Below are 17,637 nucleotides of genomic sequence, written 5' to 3'. Positions count from 1 at the left end.
ACACCTCCGCTGGTAGCTCGGAGGCGCCCTTGTCTGGTGATCACGCCCGATCAGGGGCCGTGATCGTGGCCGAGCGTGGCGGGCTTCTCGCGGCCCGTCGCAGCGCCTCTCGACCTCGTGGTGATCCTACCCGTGGCCCGGTCCGGGCACCCGGCTGATTCTAGCCGGCCCGGTCGGACACACCAGTGACCCGGCTGTTGCGGTCTTCGCACACCTGTCGGGTAGCTTCGGTGACCGGCTCCGCCGCCAGCGGACGCCGGCAGCGATCCGGACCGACGGGAGATGTTTCGACATGGGCAGGAAGACGGTGTACGTCTCCGATTTCAGTGGTGCCGTGCTGGACTCGGCGGACGAGCTGGTGCGGATCGTCGTCCTCGAACACCCCGACCTGGTCGCCGGTCCGGTGCGGCTGGAGGCCCGGCCGGACGAGGTGGAGAGCATCGACGACGCGGCGCTCGACGTCGCCGTCGTGGAGATCCACGACGGACAGGGCGACGGCGAGCCGCGTCGGGTGGTACTGACCGCCAGCGAGTTCGACTCGCTCGCCACCGACGTGCCGATGGCCCAGCTGCTGCGTACCGCCGAGCGGGTCAAACCGGCCAAGGCCAGCCGCAAGGCCGCCGAGCGGGTTGACTACGCGACCCTGGAGCACGCCGGCAAACCGCACCGCGGCAAGACCACCGACGACGAGGCCCGGCTGGTCCGCGACCACCTTGACGAGATCAACAAGCGGTTGGCCGACGAAGGGCTGCGCCAGATCGACCCGGCCGACCCCGACCACGCCGAGCGGTACGGCTTCGCCCGCACGGCCGATCCCGACTGACGCCCAGCTCGCCACCCCCGCTGACCTGACCTGAACTGTCGGTCCGTCTCGGCATACTCCGGTTCGGGCCGGCGACGTCGCCGGCCGGTGACCAGAGGTGACCAGGAGGGGAATCGATGGGGACACCGAATGCCGGGGCGCTGCTCGCGATCGGCACGGAGAAAGGTCTGTTCCTCGCGACCAGCACCGACGACCGGCGCGGCTGGCAGGTCAGCGGCCCGCACTTTGCGATGACCGCGGTGTACGCGGTGGCGATCGACAAACGCCGGGCGGTGCCCCGGCTGCTCGCCTCGGTGGCCAGTTCGCACTACGGGCCAAGCGTCGCGACCAGCGACGACCTCGGGCGCACCTGGTCCGAGCCGGAGCAGCCGCCGGTCGCCTTCCCGGGCGACACCGGGGCCGCCCTGGAGCGGGTCTGGCAGCTCACGCCGGCGTCGGCCGCCGAGCCCGACGTGGTGTACGCCGGCAGCCAACCCTCGGCGTTGTTCCGGTCGACCGACGGCGGGGCCAGCTTCGAGCTGGTCCGGCCGTTGTGGGAGCACCCGCACCGGCCGCAGTGGGAGGCCGGCTTCGGCGGCCAGGCGATCCACACCGTCCTGCCCGACCCGCGCGACCCGGCCGCGCTGCTGGTCGCCATGTCCACCGGCGGCGTCTACCGGTCCGCCGACGCCGGGGCGAGCTGGGCACCCGGCAACACCGGCATCCGCGCGTACTTCCTGCCCGACGAGTGGCCCGAGTTCGGCCAGTGTGTGCACAAGGTGGCCCGGGACGCCGTCGACCCGGACCGGCTGTACGCGCAGAACCACCACGGCGTCTACCGCTCCGACGACGCCGGCGCCACCTGGTCGTCGATCGCCGACGGCCTGCCCAGCGACTTCGGCTTCCCGATCGCCACCCACCCGCACCGGTCCGGGGTGATCTACACGTTCCCGCTGGTCGCCGACTCGCGGCGGTTCCCGGTCGACGACCGGTGCCGGGTGTTCCGGTCCGCCGACGCCGGTGCCACCTGGCAGCCGCTGACCGCCGGGCTGCCGCAGCACCCGTACTATCCGGCGGTGCTGCGTGACGCGCTGACCACCGACGACGCGTCGACCGCCGGGGTCTACTTCGGCACCCGCAGCGGGGACGTGTTCGCCAGCCGTGACGAGGGCGATTCCTGGCAACCGGTCGCCACCGGCCTGCCGGACGTGCTCTGTGTCCGGGCCGCGGTGGTGTGAGGTGGTGACGCTGCTGGTGCCGGGCGCGCTGCGGGCGGACAGCGGTGGGCAGGCCCGGCTCACCGTCGACGCCGACGGCACGCTGCGGGCGGTCCTCGACGAGGTGACCCGCCGCTGGCCGCGACTCGCCCGCCGGATCCGCGACGAGCAGGGCCAGATCCGGCGGTACGTGAACGTCTACGTCGACGGTGCCGACCACCGGCACAGCGGCGGTCTGGACACCCCGGTCCCGGCCGGTGCCCAGGTGCAGGTGGTCCCGTCGGTCGCTGGCGGGTGACTCGGCACACGTCATTGCGGGCGGCGGCGCGAGGCATGATCCACTGGTGCCCAGTCTCCTGATCGACCTCGGCCCGTTGCGGGCCAGCGCGCCGTACCGCCGGATGTGGCTCGGCGCCTCGCTGTCCGGCATCGGCACCAGCCTGACCACGGTGGCGGTTGGTCTGCAGGTCTACGACCTCACCGGTTCCACATTCAACGTCGGCCTGGTCGGGTTCTTCGCGCTGGTGCCGCTGGTGGCGCTGGGCCTGTACGGCGGTGCGTTGGTCGACGCGTACGACCGGCGGCGGGTGGTGGTTGCCACCTCCACCGGCCTGTTGCTGGTCGGGATGGGTTTCACCGGGCAGGCGCTGTTCGACGTCGGCAGCGTCGGGCTGCTGTACGGCCTGGTCGCGGCGCAGAACGGGCTGTTCGCGATCAACAATCCGGCCCGTACCGCGATCGTGCCGAGGCTGCTGCCGATCGGCCTGCTGCCGGCGGCGAACGCCCTGTCCAACCTGTCCATGGGTGTGGCCTACACGGCCGGGTCGTTGCTGGCCGGGGTGCTGGTCGGCTGGTGGGGCTACCCCGGGACCTACCTGATCGAGGTGGCGTTGGTGGCGGTGGCCCTGGCCACCCTGGTGGCGTTGCCGTCGATCCCACCGGAAGGCGAGGTCCGCCGGGCCGGGCTCGCCTCGGTCTGGGAAGGCCTGCGGTTCCTCGGCACCCGGCCGAACGTGCGGATGACGTTCCTGGTCGACCTGGCGGCGATGGTGCTGGCCATGCCCCGGGTGCTGTTCCCGGCGATCGGCGCGACCGCGCTCGGCGGCGGGGCCACCACGGTGGGGCTGCTCACTGCCGGCATCGCCGGCGGCACCCTGGCGGCGAGCCTGCTCTCCGGGCCGCTGGGTGCGGTGCGCCGGCAGGGCCTGGCGGTGCTGGTGTCGGTGGCCGGCTGGGCGGTGGCGATCACCGTGTTCGGGCTGATCGTCGTGGCGGCGCCGGGGCCGGCACCGGGCGGTGGTGCGCATCCGCTGCTGTGGGCGGCGGTGGCGGTGCTGCTGCTGGCCGGCGCGGCAGACGCGGTCAGCTCGGTGTTCCGGATGACGATCCTGCAGGCGGCGACGCCGGACGCGCTGCGCGGTCGGCTGCAGGGGGTGTTCATCGTGGTGGTCGCCGGTGGCCCGCAGCTGGGCCAGTTGGTGCTCGGCGTCACCGCGCAGCTGACCGGTGAGGCGGTCGCGGCGGTCGCCGGTGGCCTGGCCTGCCTGGTGGTGCTGGCGGCGCTGGCCCGCCACCAGCCGACGTTCGCCCACTACGACGCCCGCGATCCCACTCCGTGAACGACCGTCCGGCACCGGGCACAATGGTCTGCGCCGACCCGAGGGTCCGCACCGGCGAACACCCCCGCCGGTTCACCCCAGCGCCGAAGGAGCCGCTTCGATGGACAGATTCGCCGACCGGGTCGCCCTGGTCACCGGAGCCGCGCAGGGTATCGGGGCAGCCACCGCCCGGCGGTTGGCCGCCGAGGGCGCCACGGTGGCGGTGGTCGACCTGACCGCCGAGCGGGCCGGTCCGGTGGTCGACGAGATCGTCGCGGCCGGCGGCAGCGCGGTCGCGGTCGGCTGTGACGTGACCGACCCGGTCGCCGTCGACGCGATGGTCGACCAGACGGTCGCCGCGCACGGGCGGCTCGACATCCTGGTCAACAACGCCGGGATCACCCGGGACAACCTGCTGTTCCGAATGCCGGCCGACGACTGGGACGCGGTGCTGCGCACCAACCTGTCCAGCATGTTCCACTGCTGCCGGGCGGCGCAGCGGCACATGGTGCCGGCCCGCTACGGCAGGATCGTCAACCTGAGCAGCCGGTCGGCGCTGGGCAACCGTGGCCAGGTCAACTACGCCGCAGCCAAAGCCGGCGTGCAGGGGCTCACCGCCACCCTGGCGATCGAGCTGGGGCCGTACGGCATCAACGTGAACGCGGTCGCACCCGGCTATGTGGCGACGTCGATGACCGCGGCGGTGGCCGCCCGGATCGGGGTCGACCCGGACGAGCACCGCCGGCAGGTCGCGGAGCAGACGCCGCTGCGCCGGGTCGGCCAGCCGGCTGAGATCGCCTCGGTGATCGCCTTCCTGGCCAGCGAGGACGCGTCCTACGTCAGCGGGCAGACGCTGTACGTCAACGGTGGTGCCCGGTAACCCGGCCCGTCGCTCACAGCTCCCGGTAGGTGGCGTGGTCGAAGTCGGCGTACCCGCCGTCGTTGCCGATGTCCTGCACCCAGAGCCCGACGAACGCGCCGGTGAAGCCCCAGGCCTCCGGCTCGCCGTCGGTCATCCGGGCGGCGTACTCGTCGGACAGGATGGTGGCGTCCAGCTCGACCGGCAGCTCGCGCCAGTGGTCGCCCCGGTGGTAGCCGAACCTCAGCACCGGGCCGTCGAACACCACCTGCAGCCCGAGCCGTGCGACGTCGGTGACGTCGACGCTGGCCTGCGGGTGGGACTGTCGGCGGCCGCTGTCGCAGCTGAGCAGCTGCAGCTCCTGGCGACCGTCGTCGGTGCGGGTCAGATAGGCGTAGTGCCAGTTCTCGGTGTTGTAGTAGCCGGTCACCCCGGCAAGCTGGCGGGGGGTGGCCGCGCGGAACTCGACGAGCGTCTCGAAGACGCAGTTCGGTGCGGTCACCCGGCGGGCGACCAGGCTGGGGCGTTGCCGTCCGACCGGGGACTGGCCGCCGACGATCCGCAGGTGTGACGGGCGGCTGGTCAGGTCGGTCCAGTCCGGCCCGGCCGGTCGGCGCAGGGTCGACCAGCGCGGGCCGAGGGTCGCGGCGTCGAAGTGGTCGGTGGACGGCTCGGCGGGCCAGGGGTGCGCCGGCAGGTCGGGGGCGGGCACCTGTTCGGCCGGGACCTGACCGGCGACCCGCGGCCAGCCGTCGGCGGACCAGTCGACCCGCTGGATCGCGGTTTCCCGGCCGAGGACGCACCGCCCCAGCGGGGTGTAGGGGCGACCGACCAGGTGGGCGAGGTACCACTCGCCGCGCTGGGTCCGCACCAGGCTGCCGTGCCCGGCCTTCTGCAGGGTCAGTTCGGGGCGGCCGGCGGAGGTGAGCATCGGCCCGGCCGGGTCGGCCTCGTACGGCCCGAGCAGGGCGCGGGACCGGGCGACGGTCACCTGGTGCTCCCAGCTGGTGCCGCCCTCGGCGGTGACCAGGTAGTACCACCCGTCGTGCCGGTAGATGTGCGGTCCTTCGGTGAGCCCGGTCGGCGTGCCGGTGAAAATGGTGACCGGGTCGCCGACCAGGCGCCGGGCGTCGCGGTCGTAGCGCTGGATCTCGATGCCACCGAACCGGTCGTGGCCCGGCCGCCAGTCGGCCGTCATCGCCAGCAGCCAGGTGCTGCCGTCGTCGTCGTGGAACAGCGACGCGTCGAAGCCGTGGGCGTGCAGCGGCACCGGGTCGGACCACGGTCCGTCGATCGACGGGGCGGTGATGAGGTAGTTCTGCGGATCCCAGTAGCCGCTGGCGAAGCTGGCGACGTCGCTGTAGACCAGGTGGAACAAGCCGTGGGCGTACGTCAGATCGGGTGCCCACACCCCGCACGAGTCCCCGGCACCGGTCAGGTCCAGCAGTCGTCGTTCGGTGAGTATCCCGTCGAGCGGGCGCCAGTGCACCAGGTCGCGTGAGTGGTGCAGGGTCACGCCCGGGTACCACTCGAAGGTCGACGTGGCCAGGTAGTAGTCGTCGCCGACGCGCAGCACCGACGGGTCGGGGTAGAACCCGCGCAGCACGGGGTTGGTGATGACCCGGGCCGAGGTGGCCACGTCGGTCGTGTCGGTCGGCATCGGTGGTCCTCCGGGCTCGGCTGGCGAGATCTTCGGCAGTTTTCCGGAAAGTATGCCACTCGAGGAGGCTTCTGCGGCCCGTTGACGACGGTCGTTGTGTGGAAACCGGGTCTTGACCGAGCGGCAACGCCGTCGTAGCGTGCGCAACGTCACCAATTCATGGCGTTCCGCAGGTGAAATTTTCGGTGACACCGGTCGATTGCTCGGCATTCAGCGGTGGGTGGGACCACGCTCGCCGCTTACCTGAGGGGACGGCACATGGCGACACCGATCCACTTCTCCCGCCGTACGCTGCTGAGCCTTGCCGGCCTCGGAGCCGGCGCGGTCGCGCTCGGCGCGTGCGGCGACTCCGGAAGCGACAGTGCGGGCATCGAGTGGTGGCACATCCAGAACACCGACCCGATGCTGCCTGTCTGGGCGGCGTTCGCCGAGGAGTTCCAAGCGCAGAACGAAGGCGTCGGCATCACCATCACCCCGCTGGAGAACGAGGCGTTCAAGGCCAGGCTGACAACGGTCACCCAGGCCGGCGACCCGCCGGACATCTACCACACCTGGGGCGGTGGCGTTCTCCGGCAGCAGGTCGAGGCCGGGCTGTGCCAGGACATCACCGACGCGGTCGCCCCCTGGCGGGACATCCTGCAGCCGGCCTCGACGTTGCCGTACGAGATCGACGGACGACTTTACGGCGTCCCGTTCGACATCGGTATGGTCGGCTTCTGGTACAACAAGGCGCTGTTCGCCGACGCCGGCATCACCGCACCGCCGCAGACCTGGGCCGAGTACCTCGAGGTCGTCGGCCGACTCAGGTCAGCCGGGATCACACCGATCGCGCTGGCCGGCGGCGAGAAGTGGCCCGGCCACTACTACTGGGCCTACCTCGCGATGCGCATCGGCGGCGTCGAGGCGCTGAGCCAGGCCGGCGAGGACAACAACTTCACCACCTCGGCGTTCATCGGCGCCGGCGAACGGCTCGCCGAGCTGGTCGCCCTCGAACCATTCCAGGAGGGCTTCCTCGGCGCGTCGTACGGTGAACCCGACGGCCAGGCCGCGGCGATGGGCAACGGCGACGCGGCGATGGAGCTGATGGGCCAGTGGGCCCCGGCCGTCCAGGAGGAGGCGTCCGGCGTCGAGGGCGGGATCGGCACCGACCTCGGCTTCTTCCCGTTCCCGGTGGTCGACGGCGGTCAGGGATCGGCCTCCGACGCGTTCGGCGGCGGCGGCGGGTTCGCCATCGGCCGCGACGCCTCGCCGGACGCGATCCGGTTCCTGGAGTTCATCAGCCAGGTGGACAAGCAGCGCCGGGCCGCCGCAACCGGCGCGTTCCTGCCGGTCACCATCGGCGCCGAGGCCGCGATCGAGGACCCCAACCTCGCCGCCGTCGCCGAGACCCTGGCCGACGCCAGCAACTTCCAGCTCTACCTGGACCAGGCGTACGCACCGGCGGTCGGCCAGGAGGTCAACGACCGGGTCGCCGAACTGATCGCTGGGCAGATGACCCCGGAGCAGGTCGCCGAGGCCGTCACCGTCGTCGCTCAGCGCTGACCGGCGACGATGGACCGCAACCTGAGACGTCGCCGGATCAGCGACCGGATCACCATCGGCCTGTTCCTGCTGCCGGCGCTGGTGCTGTTCGGCGTGCTGGTCGTCGTCCCGATCCTGGTCGCGGCGTACACCAGTCTGTTCCGCTGGAACGGGTTCGGCGGCCTACCGACCGACTTCATCGGCCTGGACAACTTCGTCCGGCTGCTCGACGACCCGGTCTTCATCGGCGACCTGCGACGCGGGGCCCTGCTGGTGGTGCTGTCGGTCACCGTCCAGCTGCCGCTCGCATTGGGGCTGGCCCTGCTGCTGAACCAGAAGCTGCGCGGCCGGGCGGTCTACCGGGTGCTGTTCTTCGCCCCGTACGTGCTGTCCGAGGTCATCACCGCGGTCCTGTTCACCATGGTCTTCAGCCCGAACCGGGGCCTGGCCAACCACGTGCTGGGCCTGGTCGGCCTGGAGAGCCTGAGCTCGACCTGGCTGTCCGACCCGTCGACCGTGCTGTACTCGGTGTTCCTGGTGATGACCTGGAAGTACTTCGGCTTCCACATGGTCCTGCTGCTCGCCGGCAGACAGAACATCCCCCGGGAACTGCACGAGGCGGCGGCGACCGACGGAGCCGGCGGCTGGCAGATCTTCCGGCACGTCACGCTGCCGCTGCTGGCCCCGACTATCCGGATCTCGATGTTCCTGGCCGTGATCGGCAGCATCCAGCTGTTCGACCTGGTCTGGGTGCTCACCGGCGGTGGTCCGCTGAACGCGTCGGAGACCATGGCGGTGACCATGTTCCAGTACGGGTTCCGGCGCTTCGAGGTGGGTTACGCCAGCGCGATCAGCATCGCGATGTTCCTGATCAGCCTGGCCTTCGCCGTGCTGTATCAACGCTTCATCCTGCGCCGCGACCTCGAAGGAGCGATGACCACCATGGGGGACCAGCGATGAGCGCCCCGACTCGTACCGCACGGCCCCGGCCGCAGCGGGCCGACCGGGGTGGCGACCGGGTGTCGCGGCTGCCCGGCCCGGCCCGGTCCCTGTCGTTGCACACCGTCTCGATCATCGTCGGGCTGATCATCGTGGTACCGATCGCCTTCGCGCTGCTCGGCGGGTTCAAGGACAACCGCCAGCTGTCCAACAGCCCGTTCGGTCTGCCGTCGCCGTGGATACCGGAGAACTACCTCGAGATTCTCGGCTCCGGATCGTTCTGGCGGCAGCTGTTCAACAGCACGCTGATCGCGCTGGCCACCGCGGTGATCGTGGTCGGGGTGGCGGCACTGGCGTCGTTCGTCTTCGCCCGGTACGCGTTCCGGGGGCGGGAACTGCTGTTCCTGTTCTTCACGATCGGGCTGATGTTCCCGTTCGCGGTCGCCATCCTGCCGCTGTTCATCCTGCTGCGCACCATGGGTCTGCTGGACAACCCGCTCGGGGTGATCCTGCCGCAGGCCGCGTTCGGCCTGCCGGTGACGATCATCATCCTGCGGTCGTTCTTCCGGGCCATACCGGGGGAGCTGGAGGAGTCGGCGATCCTCGACGGCTGTACGCCGTTCGGCTTCTTCTGGCGGATCCTGCTGCCGATGGCCCGGCCGGCGATCGCCACCGTGTCGGTGCTCGCCATCGTGGCCAGCTGGAACAACTTCATGCTTCCGCTGGTGGTGTTCAACGACCCGAACTGGTGGACCATCCCGGTGGGCGTGCAGGAGTTCCAGGGCCAGTACGCCGACGACAGCGCCAAGGTGCTGGCGTACGTCGTGCTGGCGATGGTCCCGGCGCTGGCCTTCTACTCGATCGCCGAACGTCAGCTGATCGGCGGGCTCACCGCCGGTGCCACCAAGGGCTGACCGGGCGACCCGGATGAGCGTCGCGCGGTGACGATAGTCCCGCCGAGCTGGCCGGTCGGCGGGACAAGCCGGCCCGGGGGTGGTTGTTCCGGCCGCCGGCGGTTGGTGAGACTGCGTGATCATGAGTCGTCGCAGTCTCGTGACAGTCGTGGCCGCCGGGGTGACCGTCCGGTGGACGGCTCGTCGGTCGATGGCCGCGGCGCCCGCCTGCGGGTCGGCGTCGCCGACGACGCGCCGGGCGGTGACCGCCGTGCTTGACACCGGGCGGGTGGCCGCCGTCGGCGTCGCCTGCACCTGGGATCCGGGCCACGGGGCCGCCGCCCGGCTCGGCCCGCTGGTCAAGGAGATCCTGCGCCGGTTAACCTGACCGCCGGCGGGTTCGGCAGGCCGGCGAGGGCGGCCCGACAGCAGTGCGGTGGTGCTGTCCGCCGGCGTCGCCACGGCGGTCAGGGCAGCGGCCTTGTCTCGACGGCCATCATCCGGGTCAGGGCCTGCGCGGCCCGTTGCTCGACGACGGCGACGGATTCCCCCAGATGCATCGTGAATTCCCGGTGGGCGGTGTCGAGGTCGCCACCGAGGACGGCCTCCAGGATGCCGAGGTGCTGCGTGGTCGTCCGGTCGATCCGCTCGGCGGAGCGGAGTCGGGCAGCACGAAGCCGGGATCCGGCTCCGGAGTGTCGCGGCGCAGCACCAGCCAGTCGTCACGCAGGGGCTCGACGACGGCCGGATCGTGTGGTTCACCGGTCTCGACCGGCCGGTGCAGCGTCGCCAGCTCCAACGCTCGGCGGACCTCGTACAACTGCCGGACCTCGACCAGATTGGACGCCGTCGGCACGTAGCCGCCGTCCGGCAGGCGTTCGACGAGCCGCTCGGAGTGCAACCGGGTCAGGGCCTAACGAACCGGGGTACGCGACACCGACAGCAAGGTGGCCGGCCGCTCCTCGCCGAGCCGGATCCTGAGCGGGAAGTCGCCGACCAGCAGCCGCCGCTTCAGCTCGGTGTAGGCGTGCTCACCGGCCTGTGCTCGCGGAGGTGCGTCCAGTCCTTTATCCAACGCCGGATCCATGGACGGGACGTAGGGACGTCGTGCTTCTGGCGTGTTTCGCGGCGGTAAGCAGCCCGACGCGACAGCGGGCAAACCCGATCGATCCCGTGCATGGCCGCGCCCCGGCGGCCGGTGGCCCTGCTGATGGTCGCGGTGCGGGTGGCATCAGCCGATCTCTCCGTCGCGCCGGATGAGCAGCACGTTGTCGGTGACCATCGCGGTCTGACCGGCCGGCCCGGTGGCCCGCCGCTGCGGCATGTCCGCCCGCAGCACCTGCCACTGCCGCGGATCGAGATCGAGGCCGGTGGCCACCTCGTCCGGGGTGGGGAAGTGGGCGTCCGGGTCCTGATTCCACGACCAGGGGGCGGTGGATCCGTGGTCGACGACCAGCAGCCGGCCGCCGGGCCGCAGGGCCAACGCGGCGGTACGCAGCACCCGGCCCCGGTCCAGCGCGAACGGCGTGTGGAAGTACTGCGCGTTGATCAGGTCGAACGTCCCGGCCGGGAAGCTGTCCGCCAGATCGTGCCGTTCACCGGTGACCCGGTCGCCGAGGCCGAGCTCGTCGGCCTTTGCCACGACGCGGGCAACGGCCGTAGCGGAGATGTCCACGGCCGTGACCTGCCAGCCTTGTCGGGCCAGCCAGATGCTGTCGCCGCCGCCACCACAGCCCAGATCCAGGGCGGCGCCCGGCGTCAGCGCCCCGGCGGTCTCGACGAGCTGTGAGTTGGTCGGTCGGTCCGAGGCGGTCAGGCTGCGGTGCAGCCCCTCCCAGAACGACTCGGGATCGGCACCCAGCTGCGGGCCCTGCCATCCATTCATCGGTTGCCTCCTTCGGGGACAGCATCCGGACCACTGCACGGCAATTGCAAGAAGAGTTGCCGATCCGCATCATGGGTGCCATGAACGTCACCGCAGCGGACGTCCTCGCCGGGGTCGGCCCTCGGCTGCGTGCCCTGCGCCGGGCACGCGGCGTCACCCTGGCCGGCCTGGCCGAAGAGACCGGTCTGACCACGAGCACGCTGTCCCGCTTGGAGAACGGCAAACTCCGCCCGACGTTGGAGCAGCTGCTGCCGCTGGCGCGGGCCCACGGCGTACCGCTCGACGACCTGGTCGCCGCCCCACCCACCGGCGACCCGCGGATCCACCTGCGGCCGATCCGACGCTCCGGGCTGACCATCGTGCCGCTGACCCGGCGGGCCGGCGGCGTCCAGGCATACAAGGTGGTCTACCCGCCGGCCGGCCGGTCACCCACCATGAAACAGCAGACCCACGACGGGTACGAATGGTTCTACGTGCTCAACGGGCGGGTCCGGTTCGTCCTCGGCGACCAGGAGTTCCAGCTCGACCCGGGTGAGGCCGCCGAGTTCGACACCCGTACGCCGCACTGGATCGGCAGTGCCGACGCCCAACCGGCGGAGACACTCACCCTCTTCGGCGCCCAGGGCGAACGCGCCCACCTGTCACCGGTGCCGACCAACTGACATCAGGGTCATCGAAGGCGCATCGGGTTGCCGCCCAGCGCAGCGGCACTGGTCTCCGCCGTCTTGGCAACCTGACGGTACGCCCGCGCGGTGGTTGACGAGGTCGGCCGCGGCTGGTCAGGTGTTGCGACAATGCGTCCATGAGTGACGGTTCACGCGGGCTGGCGGTCGTACCTGCCGTTGCATGGTGGACGGTGCTGCGGCTGGTGATCGTCCTGCTGTGGCTGGTCGCGGCGGCGACCGCCTGGTGGACGGCCCCCCGGCAGCACGACTACGACCAGGCAAGGGCGGACGTGGCAGCGGGTCGGGTGGTGGCGTACCAGTGGGGTGACAGTTGGGACCGGAGTCGACGCGGATGGTTCGACGTCGCCGAGCTGCGGTCGTCGGGTCAACTCGGCCCGCTGTTCGGGTGGCGTACCGCCGACGGCCGAGTGCGCTGGACCAACACCGCGACCTTCGGCGCGGTGACCGCTGCTGCTGCCGACGGCGGCGGCAGCTACGCAGGACCGGGCGCGGCCGCCCTGGCCCGGGACCTGCGCGCCGCCGGCCTGGAACAGCGGGTCGGCGGCGTGCAGTCCGCCGTGCGGGTCGGTACCCAGATCGGTTTCGTGCTGCTGGTGACCTTCCTGGTGGTGCTGGTCGGTGGGCCGGCTCCGGCGCTGGGCACCCGGTGGTACTGGTTCTGGCTGGTCTTCCTGGCCCCGTTCGGGCTCGGTCTGCTGTGGTGGCTGGGTCTGGAGCTTCCGTGGTCGGGCAGGGCGGCGGCGTTGCCTGGTGTGGTCGGCGTCAACCAGCGTCGGTACACCGGCCTGCTCGGCTTCGCGTTCGGGTTGCTCGCGGCCCTCGGGATCAGTCTGCTGACCATGGTGCTGCACATTGTGCTCGGCGACTGGTGGGTGCCTCGGCCCGGCGGCTAGCGGCGGTACAGGCGTTCGCCGGAATCGGTCAGGGGGTCAGGACGACCTTGCCGGCGACGGTGCCGGACTCGGCCAGCCGCAGCGCCTCGGCGATGCGGGTGAGCGACAGCTCGGCGGCGATCTGGGCGGTGACGTCACCGCGCCGCAGCGATCAGCTCGCGGAGCATGGCGAGCATGACGGTGACGGCCTGGATGGGCCGTGCCCCAGGCGAGCGCGGGCACCAGCATGATGCCGGTGCCGGCAGCAACCAGAGCCTGCTTGCCGTGCCAGTCATCACACGCCGTGGTGGGGGTCGACGCCGGCCTCGACAGCCTGTTCACCCTGTCCACCGGGGAGAAGATCCCCAACCCGAGACATGAACGCCGTGACCGGCGGCGGCTGGCCCGGGCCCAGCGGAACCTCGCACGCAAGGCCAGAGGCTCGGCGAACCGGGCCAAGGCCCGGCTGGCGGTGGCCCGGGTTCATGCCCGGATCGCCGACCGCCGCCGCGACCACCTGCACAAGTTGACCACCCGGCTCGTTCGTGAAACCCAGACGATCGTGATCGAGGACCTGGCCGTCCGCAACATGATGGCCAGTCACAGTCTGGCCCGCGCCGTCTCGGACGCGGGCTGGCGGCAGTTCCGCAGCATGCTGGGGTACAGAGCGGACTGGTACGGCCGGGATCTGGTGGTCGTGGACCGCTGGTTCCCGTCGACCCGACTGTGCTCGGGCTGTGGCGTACTGGCTGAACACCTGCCGTTGGCGGTCCGGTCGTGGACCTGCCGGTGCGGGCAGGCCCATGACCGGGACGTGAACGCGGCCCGGAACATTCTCGCGGAGGGGCTCTCCGTGACTGCCTGTGGAGGCGGTGTGAGACCTCACCGGGAGTCCTCCTCTCGGACGGGGCGGTCGTCGGTGAAGCAGGAACCCCCTGGGGCGACCCAGGGAATCCCCGTCCCTTCAGGGCGGGGAGGAAGTCAACGCAGTGGAAGGCGATCCGGGGCGGGCCGCCGAGGGCGTCGGCCAGTGCGGTCAGCGGCCCCAGACAGCCCGGGTACGCGCAGTCGATCCACGTCTCGCCGGCCAGGTCGGTCAGCCGTACCCGGTCGACGCCGGCCAGCCTGTGCCCGGCGGGGAGGGCGACCAGCAGCTCCTCGTCCGTCAGGTCGACCCCGTCGCCGACGGCGGGCGCGACAGCAGCGGGTGCGACACCAGCAGGATCGGCCGAAGACGTCCGGGTGCCGGGCGCGGAACCGGCTGATCGCCGCCGGTACGAGGGTGGTGTTGGCGCTGATGCTCGGCACCGGCGACCCGCACGGTCGTGACTCGGTGCGGTGGATCGTCGAGCAGGCCGCGACCGCGTCGGTGCGCACGGCCGGTGCTGGCCGCGTCGGACGCGGGTCGAGTTGCCCGGGGTCGGTCGCCGTACCGTCTTCCCTTTTCCGTTCTCGGACCAGCATGTCCTGGCGGCCCGTCACGGGATCCGGGCCACCACCCGGATGTGCCTCGACTCCAGGGCTTTGACGTGGCCGCTGTTCGCCGGTCGGTCGTCCGGGTTGTTCCGCCTGGCCCGCCGGTTGCGGCTGGCCGACGTGCTGGTGTCGGCGCTGGTCCGGGCGTGGGTCGGCGCTGACCGGTTCGTGGTGCGGGCGAGCGCCAGCAGATCGAGCGGACCGGCGGTGACGCTGGAGTGACCGTCCGCGATTCCGCAGATAGCGGGATGCTGCAACTATCGCGCCGCCCACATCTATGCCAGGATTGGATCCAATGCATGCTGGATCGGATGCCTAGCTGAGAGGGGTGCCATGCTGCGGCGCGAGGAGAACGAGCGGATCACCCGCTCCGGGCCGGGCACACCGCTCGGCCGGCTGATGCGCGCGTACTGGCAGCCGGCGGCGCTGGTGTCGGAGATGGACCCGCAGCGGCCGGTCAAACCGGTCCGGCTGCTCGGCGAGGACCTGGTGCTGTTCAAGCAGGCCGACGGCGGCTGGTCGCTGGTCGGGCGGTTCTGCGCGCACCGGGGCGTCGACCTGGCGTACGGCCGGCACGAGGACGGCGGGCTGCGCTGCCTCTACCACGGTTGGCTGTACGGGCCGGACGGGCGCTGCCTGGAGCAGCCGGCCGAGCCGCCGCACAGCACCTTCGCCAGCAAGGTGCGCATCCCCAGCTACCCGTGCGTCGAGCGCAACGGCATCGTCTTCGCCTACCTCGGCGAGGGCGACCCGCCGCCGATGCCGCACTACGACTGCTTCCAGGCACCCGACGAGTACACCTTCGCCTTCAAAGGGCTGTGGGAGTGCAACTGGCTGCAGGGCGTCGAGGGCGGCATCGACCCCAGCCACGTCTCGTTCCTGCACCGGTTCATCGACGAGGATCCGCGCGACGTCTACGGCCAGCAGTTCAGCGAGGAGGTCGCCGGCACCGGGCAGAAGCTGTCCAAGCTGGTCGGCGACGCCTACCGGCCGGACATCGAGGTCGAGCAGGCCGAGCACGGCCTGCGGGTGTACGCGCTGCGCCAGCTCACCGACGAGATCCGCCACGTACGCATCACGAACCTGGTCTTCCCCAACGCGTTCGTGGTCCCGTTCGGCAACGACAAGGTTTTCTGCCAGTGGCACGTGCCGATCGACGACTACCACCACTACTGGTACATGATCTTTTACGACTTCGCCGAGCCGACCGACAAGCAGACCCTGCTCGCCCAGCGGCTCGACGAGGTCTCCCTGCCGGACTACCGGCCGCTGCGCAACCGGGCCAACAACTGGGGCTTCGACCCGGCCGAGCAGCGGGACCTGACCTACACCGGAATGGGGCTGGACATCAACGTCCACGACCAGTGGGCGGTGGAGAGCATGGGCCCGATCCAGGACCGCACCGTGGAGCGACTCGGTGTCTCCGACCGGGCGGTGACCGCGAACCGCCGGCTGCTGCTGCGCGCCATTGACGCCTTCGAGGCCGGCAACCCGGTCCCGGCCCGCCCGGCCGACGAGGCTGCGGCCGCCGAGCTGACCGGCCCGCTCGCCGTCGACACCGTGGCCCCGACCGACGGCTGGGAGCAGACCTGGCGCGAACGTGAGGCGCAGCGGCGGGCCGGCTCCCCGTGGGCCGGCACCCCGTCGCGGTCGGCGGTCGGCGCTCCGACGCGGTCGGCGGCCGGCGATGCGTAGCCTCGACGAACGGCCCGTCGCCGACGGCGGGGACGGCCGCCGCGTGGTGCCGATGCTCGCCGCCGACCGGGGCGGCTTCATCGACCGTCACCAGCTGTGGACCGACACCCAGTACGCCGCCGCCGGCCAGCTGCGCCGGGTCGTCGACGAGCTCGGTATCGAGCTGATCCGGTTCTCTTTCGCCGACCAGCACGGCGTGCTGCGTGGCAAGACGCTGACCCGGGAAGCCGCCGCCACGGCACTGCGGTCCGGCGTGACCGCGCCGTCGTCGCTGCTGCTCAAGGACCCGTCCGGCGCGTCGGTCTTCCCGGTCTTCGCCGCCGACACCGGCGTCGGGGTGAGCGGGTTCGCCGGTGCCGGGGACATCGTGCTGGTGCCCGACCCGACCACGTTCCGGGTGCTGCCGTGGGCGCCACGGACCGGCTGGTTGCTGTGCGACCTGCGGTTCCCCGACGGTGCCGCGGTGCCGTTCTGCACCCGTGGCCTGCTGCGCACGCAGCTCGACCGGTTGGCCGCCGCCGGGTACGCGATGACCGTCGGCGCCGAGCTGGAGTTCCACGTCTTCGCCACCGACGGTCCCACCGACGGCGGGCTCGACGACGACCAGGTCGGCCGGCCGGGTGCGCCCGGCCGGGCCAGCGGCGCCCGGCCGCTGAGCCGGGGCGCGCAACTGCTGCACGAGGACGGGCTGGACCGCGCCGACGAGGTCGTCCAACTGCTGCACCACGGGCTGACCCGGCTCGACCTGCCGCTGCGCTCCCTGGAGCTGGAGTTCGGGCCGAGCCAGTTCGAGATCACCATGACCGCCGGGGACGCGGCGGTCGCCGCCGACCAGGTGCTGCTGGCCCGCTCGGCGATCCGCCAGCTCTGCCGCCGGCACGGCTACCACGCCACGTTCATGTCCCGCCCGGCCGGTGCCCAGACCGCCTCCACCGGGTGGCACCTGCACCAGTCGCTGCGCGAGCTGGCCACCGGCACGGCGGCGTTCGACCCGGTCACGCCGGGGGAGGCGCTCTCCCCGGTCGCCGGGCACTACCTCGCCGGTCTGCTGGAGCACGCCGGTGCGGCAGCCGCCTTCGCCACCCCGACGGTCAACGGCTACAAGCGCTACCTGCCGTTTTCCCTCGCGCCGGACCGGGTGGCCTGGGGGGTCGACAACAAGGGGGCTATGGTCCGGGCCGTCGGTGCCGGCTCCGACACCGGCGTACGGCTGGAGAACCGGTGCGGCGAGCCGGCCGCCAATCCGTACCTGTATATCGCGTCGCAGCTGGTCAGTGGCCTGGACGGGATCGACCGGCGGCTCGCCCCGCCGCCGGCGGTGCAGGATCCGTACGCCGCCGACGCGCCCCGGCTGCCGGCCTCGCTGGCCGAGGCGCTGACCGCGCTGGAGGCCGATCCGGCGTTCACCGCCGCGCTCGGCGCCCCGGTGATCTCCTGGTACGCGACGCTCAAGCGCCGCGAGTTCGCCCGCTACCTCGCGCACGTCTCCGACTGGGAGCAGCGCGAGTACTTCGATCTGATCTGAGGGAGTAGC

At 71.6% G+C, this 17,637-nt stretch carries 18 protein-coding genes; 14 read left to right on the top strand and 4 right to left on the bottom strand.

All coding sequences use genetic code 11. The annotated features are described in order from the left end of the window. Positions 1-292: 292 nt before the first annotated feature. From O7553_RS19535 to O7553_RS19515, 5 genes are all read left to right on the top strand, one after another. On the top strand, positions 293-823 hold the full coding sequence (locus tag O7553_RS19535; RefSeq protein WP_281551148.1) for a hypothetical protein: 531 nt from the start codon (positions 293-295) through the stop codon (positions 821-823). Positions 824-939: 116 nt separating this feature from the next. Next, entirely contained in the window at positions 940-2,040 is a 1,101-nt protein-coding gene (locus O7553_RS19530; protein WP_281551147.1) for a sialidase family protein, read from the top strand. A 1-nt stretch (position 2,041) separates the two neighbouring features. Further along, on the top strand, positions 2,042-2,317 hold the full coding sequence (locus O7553_RS19525; protein ID WP_281551146.1) for a ubiquitin-like small modifier protein 1: 276 nt from the start codon (positions 2,042-2,044) through the stop codon (positions 2,315-2,317). A gap of 46 nt (positions 2,318-2,363) precedes the next feature. Next, positions 2,364-3,638 (top strand): MFS transporter, encoded by a 1,275-nt coding sequence (locus O7553_RS19520; RefSeq protein WP_281551145.1) that lies wholly within the window; start codon positions 2,364-2,366, stop codon positions 3,636-3,638. Between the two features lie 100 nt (positions 3,639-3,738). Beyond that, positions 3,739-4,497, top strand: coding sequence for a beta-ketoacyl-ACP reductase (locus tag O7553_RS19515; protein WP_281551144.1), 759 nt, complete (start codon positions 3,739-3,741; stop codon positions 4,495-4,497). A 13-nt stretch (positions 4,498-4,510) separates the two neighbouring features. On the opposite strand, the gene O7553_RS19510 is transcribed toward O7553_RS19515, so the two are convergent. Continuing rightward, positions 4,511-6,136, bottom strand: coding sequence for a glycoside hydrolase family 43 protein (locus O7553_RS19510; protein WP_281551143.1), 1,626 nt, complete (start codon positions 6,134-6,136; stop codon positions 4,511-4,513). 258 nt (positions 6,137-6,394) lie between these two features. On the opposite strand from O7553_RS19510, the gene O7553_RS19505 reads away from it, so the two are divergent. From O7553_RS19505 to O7553_RS19490, 4 genes are all read left to right on the top strand, one after another. Beyond that, on the top strand, positions 6,395-7,678 hold the full coding sequence (locus tag O7553_RS19505; RefSeq protein ID WP_281551142.1) for an extracellular solute-binding protein: 1,284 nt from the start codon (positions 6,395-6,397) through the stop codon (positions 7,676-7,678). Positions 7,679-7,687: 9 nt separating this feature from the next. Further along, positions 7,688-8,617 carry a sugar ABC transporter permease gene (locus O7553_RS19500; protein ID WP_281551141.1) on the top strand — a complete coding sequence of 310 codons (930 nt, stop codon included), beginning with the start codon at positions 7,688-7,690 and terminating at the stop codon, positions 8,615-8,617. Continuing rightward, positions 8,614-9,510, top strand: coding sequence for a carbohydrate ABC transporter permease (locus O7553_RS19495; protein ID WP_281551140.1), 897 nt, complete (start codon positions 8,614-8,616; stop codon positions 9,508-9,510). Before O7553_RS19500 ends, O7553_RS19495 begins: the two co-directional genes overlap by 4 nt. A gap of 241 nt (positions 9,511-9,751) precedes the next feature. Continuing rightward, positions 9,752-9,877, top strand: a complete 126-nt coding sequence (locus tag O7553_RS19490; protein WP_281551139.1) for a hypothetical protein — start codon at positions 9,752-9,754, stop codon at positions 9,875-9,877. A gap of 117 nt (positions 9,878-9,994) precedes the next feature. Here the strand turns inward: O7553_RS19490 and O7553_RS19485 are convergent, their stop codons facing one another. The 3 genes from O7553_RS19485 to O7553_RS19475 all read right to left on the bottom strand — a co-directional run bounded on the left by O7553_RS19485 (position 9,995) and on the right by O7553_RS19475 (position 11,374). Beyond that, positions 9,995-10,390, bottom strand: coding sequence for a hypothetical protein (locus tag O7553_RS19485; RefSeq protein WP_281551138.1), 396 nt, complete (start codon positions 10,388-10,390; stop codon positions 9,995-9,997). 12 nt (positions 10,391-10,402) lie between these two features. After that, a complete protein-coding gene (locus tag O7553_RS19480) occupies positions 10,403-10,564 on the bottom strand; it encodes a hypothetical protein (protein WP_281551137.1) in 162 nt (53 codons plus the stop codon). Positions 10,565-10,720: 156 nt separating this feature from the next. After that, positions 10,721-11,374 (bottom strand): class I SAM-dependent methyltransferase, encoded by a 654-nt coding sequence (locus tag O7553_RS19475; protein WP_281551136.1) that lies wholly within the window; start codon positions 11,372-11,374, stop codon positions 10,721-10,723. Between the two features lie 80 nt (positions 11,375-11,454). Between O7553_RS19475 and O7553_RS19470 the strand changes: the two genes are divergently transcribed. The 5 genes from O7553_RS19470 (at position 11,455) to O7553_RS19450 (ending at position 17,628) form a co-directional block, all read left to right on the top strand. Continuing rightward, the gene (locus O7553_RS19470; protein WP_281551135.1) at positions 11,455-12,036 is read left to right on the top strand and encodes an XRE family transcriptional regulator; all 582 of its coding nucleotides are present in this window, start codon (positions 11,455-11,457) and stop codon (positions 12,034-12,036) included. A gap of 140 nt (positions 12,037-12,176) precedes the next feature. Further along, entirely contained in the window at positions 12,177-12,953 is a 777-nt protein-coding gene (locus tag O7553_RS19465; RefSeq protein ID WP_281551134.1) for a hypothetical protein, read from the top strand. A 1,317-nt stretch (positions 12,954-14,270) separates the two neighbouring features. Further along, positions 14,271-14,630: a hypothetical protein gene (locus tag O7553_RS19460; protein ID WP_281551133.1), complete on the top strand. Its 360-nt coding sequence runs from the start codon at positions 14,271-14,273 to the stop codon at positions 14,628-14,630. Between the two features lie 111 nt (positions 14,631-14,741). Continuing rightward, positions 14,742-16,103 (top strand): aromatic ring-hydroxylating dioxygenase subunit alpha, encoded by a 1,362-nt coding sequence (locus O7553_RS19455; protein ID WP_281551132.1) that lies wholly within the window; start codon positions 14,742-14,744, stop codon positions 16,101-16,103. Further along, on the top strand, positions 16,096-17,628 hold the full coding sequence (locus tag O7553_RS19450) for a glutamine synthetase family protein (RefSeq protein WP_281551131.1): 1,533 nt from the start codon (positions 16,096-16,098) through the stop codon (positions 17,626-17,628). The genes O7553_RS19455 and O7553_RS19450 overlap by 8 nt, the downstream gene beginning before the upstream one ends. The last annotated feature ends 9 nt before the right edge of the window (positions 17,629-17,637 follow it).

Origin of the sequence: Solwaraspora sp. WMMA2059, from assembly GCF_027497315.1 — a bacterium.
Lineage (GTDB): Bacteria > Actinomycetota > Actinomycetes > Mycobacteriales > Micromonosporaceae > Micromonospora_E.
The sequence above is the reverse complement of the archived record's forward strand: the minus strand, read 5'-3'. Positions and strand labels throughout refer to the sequence as shown.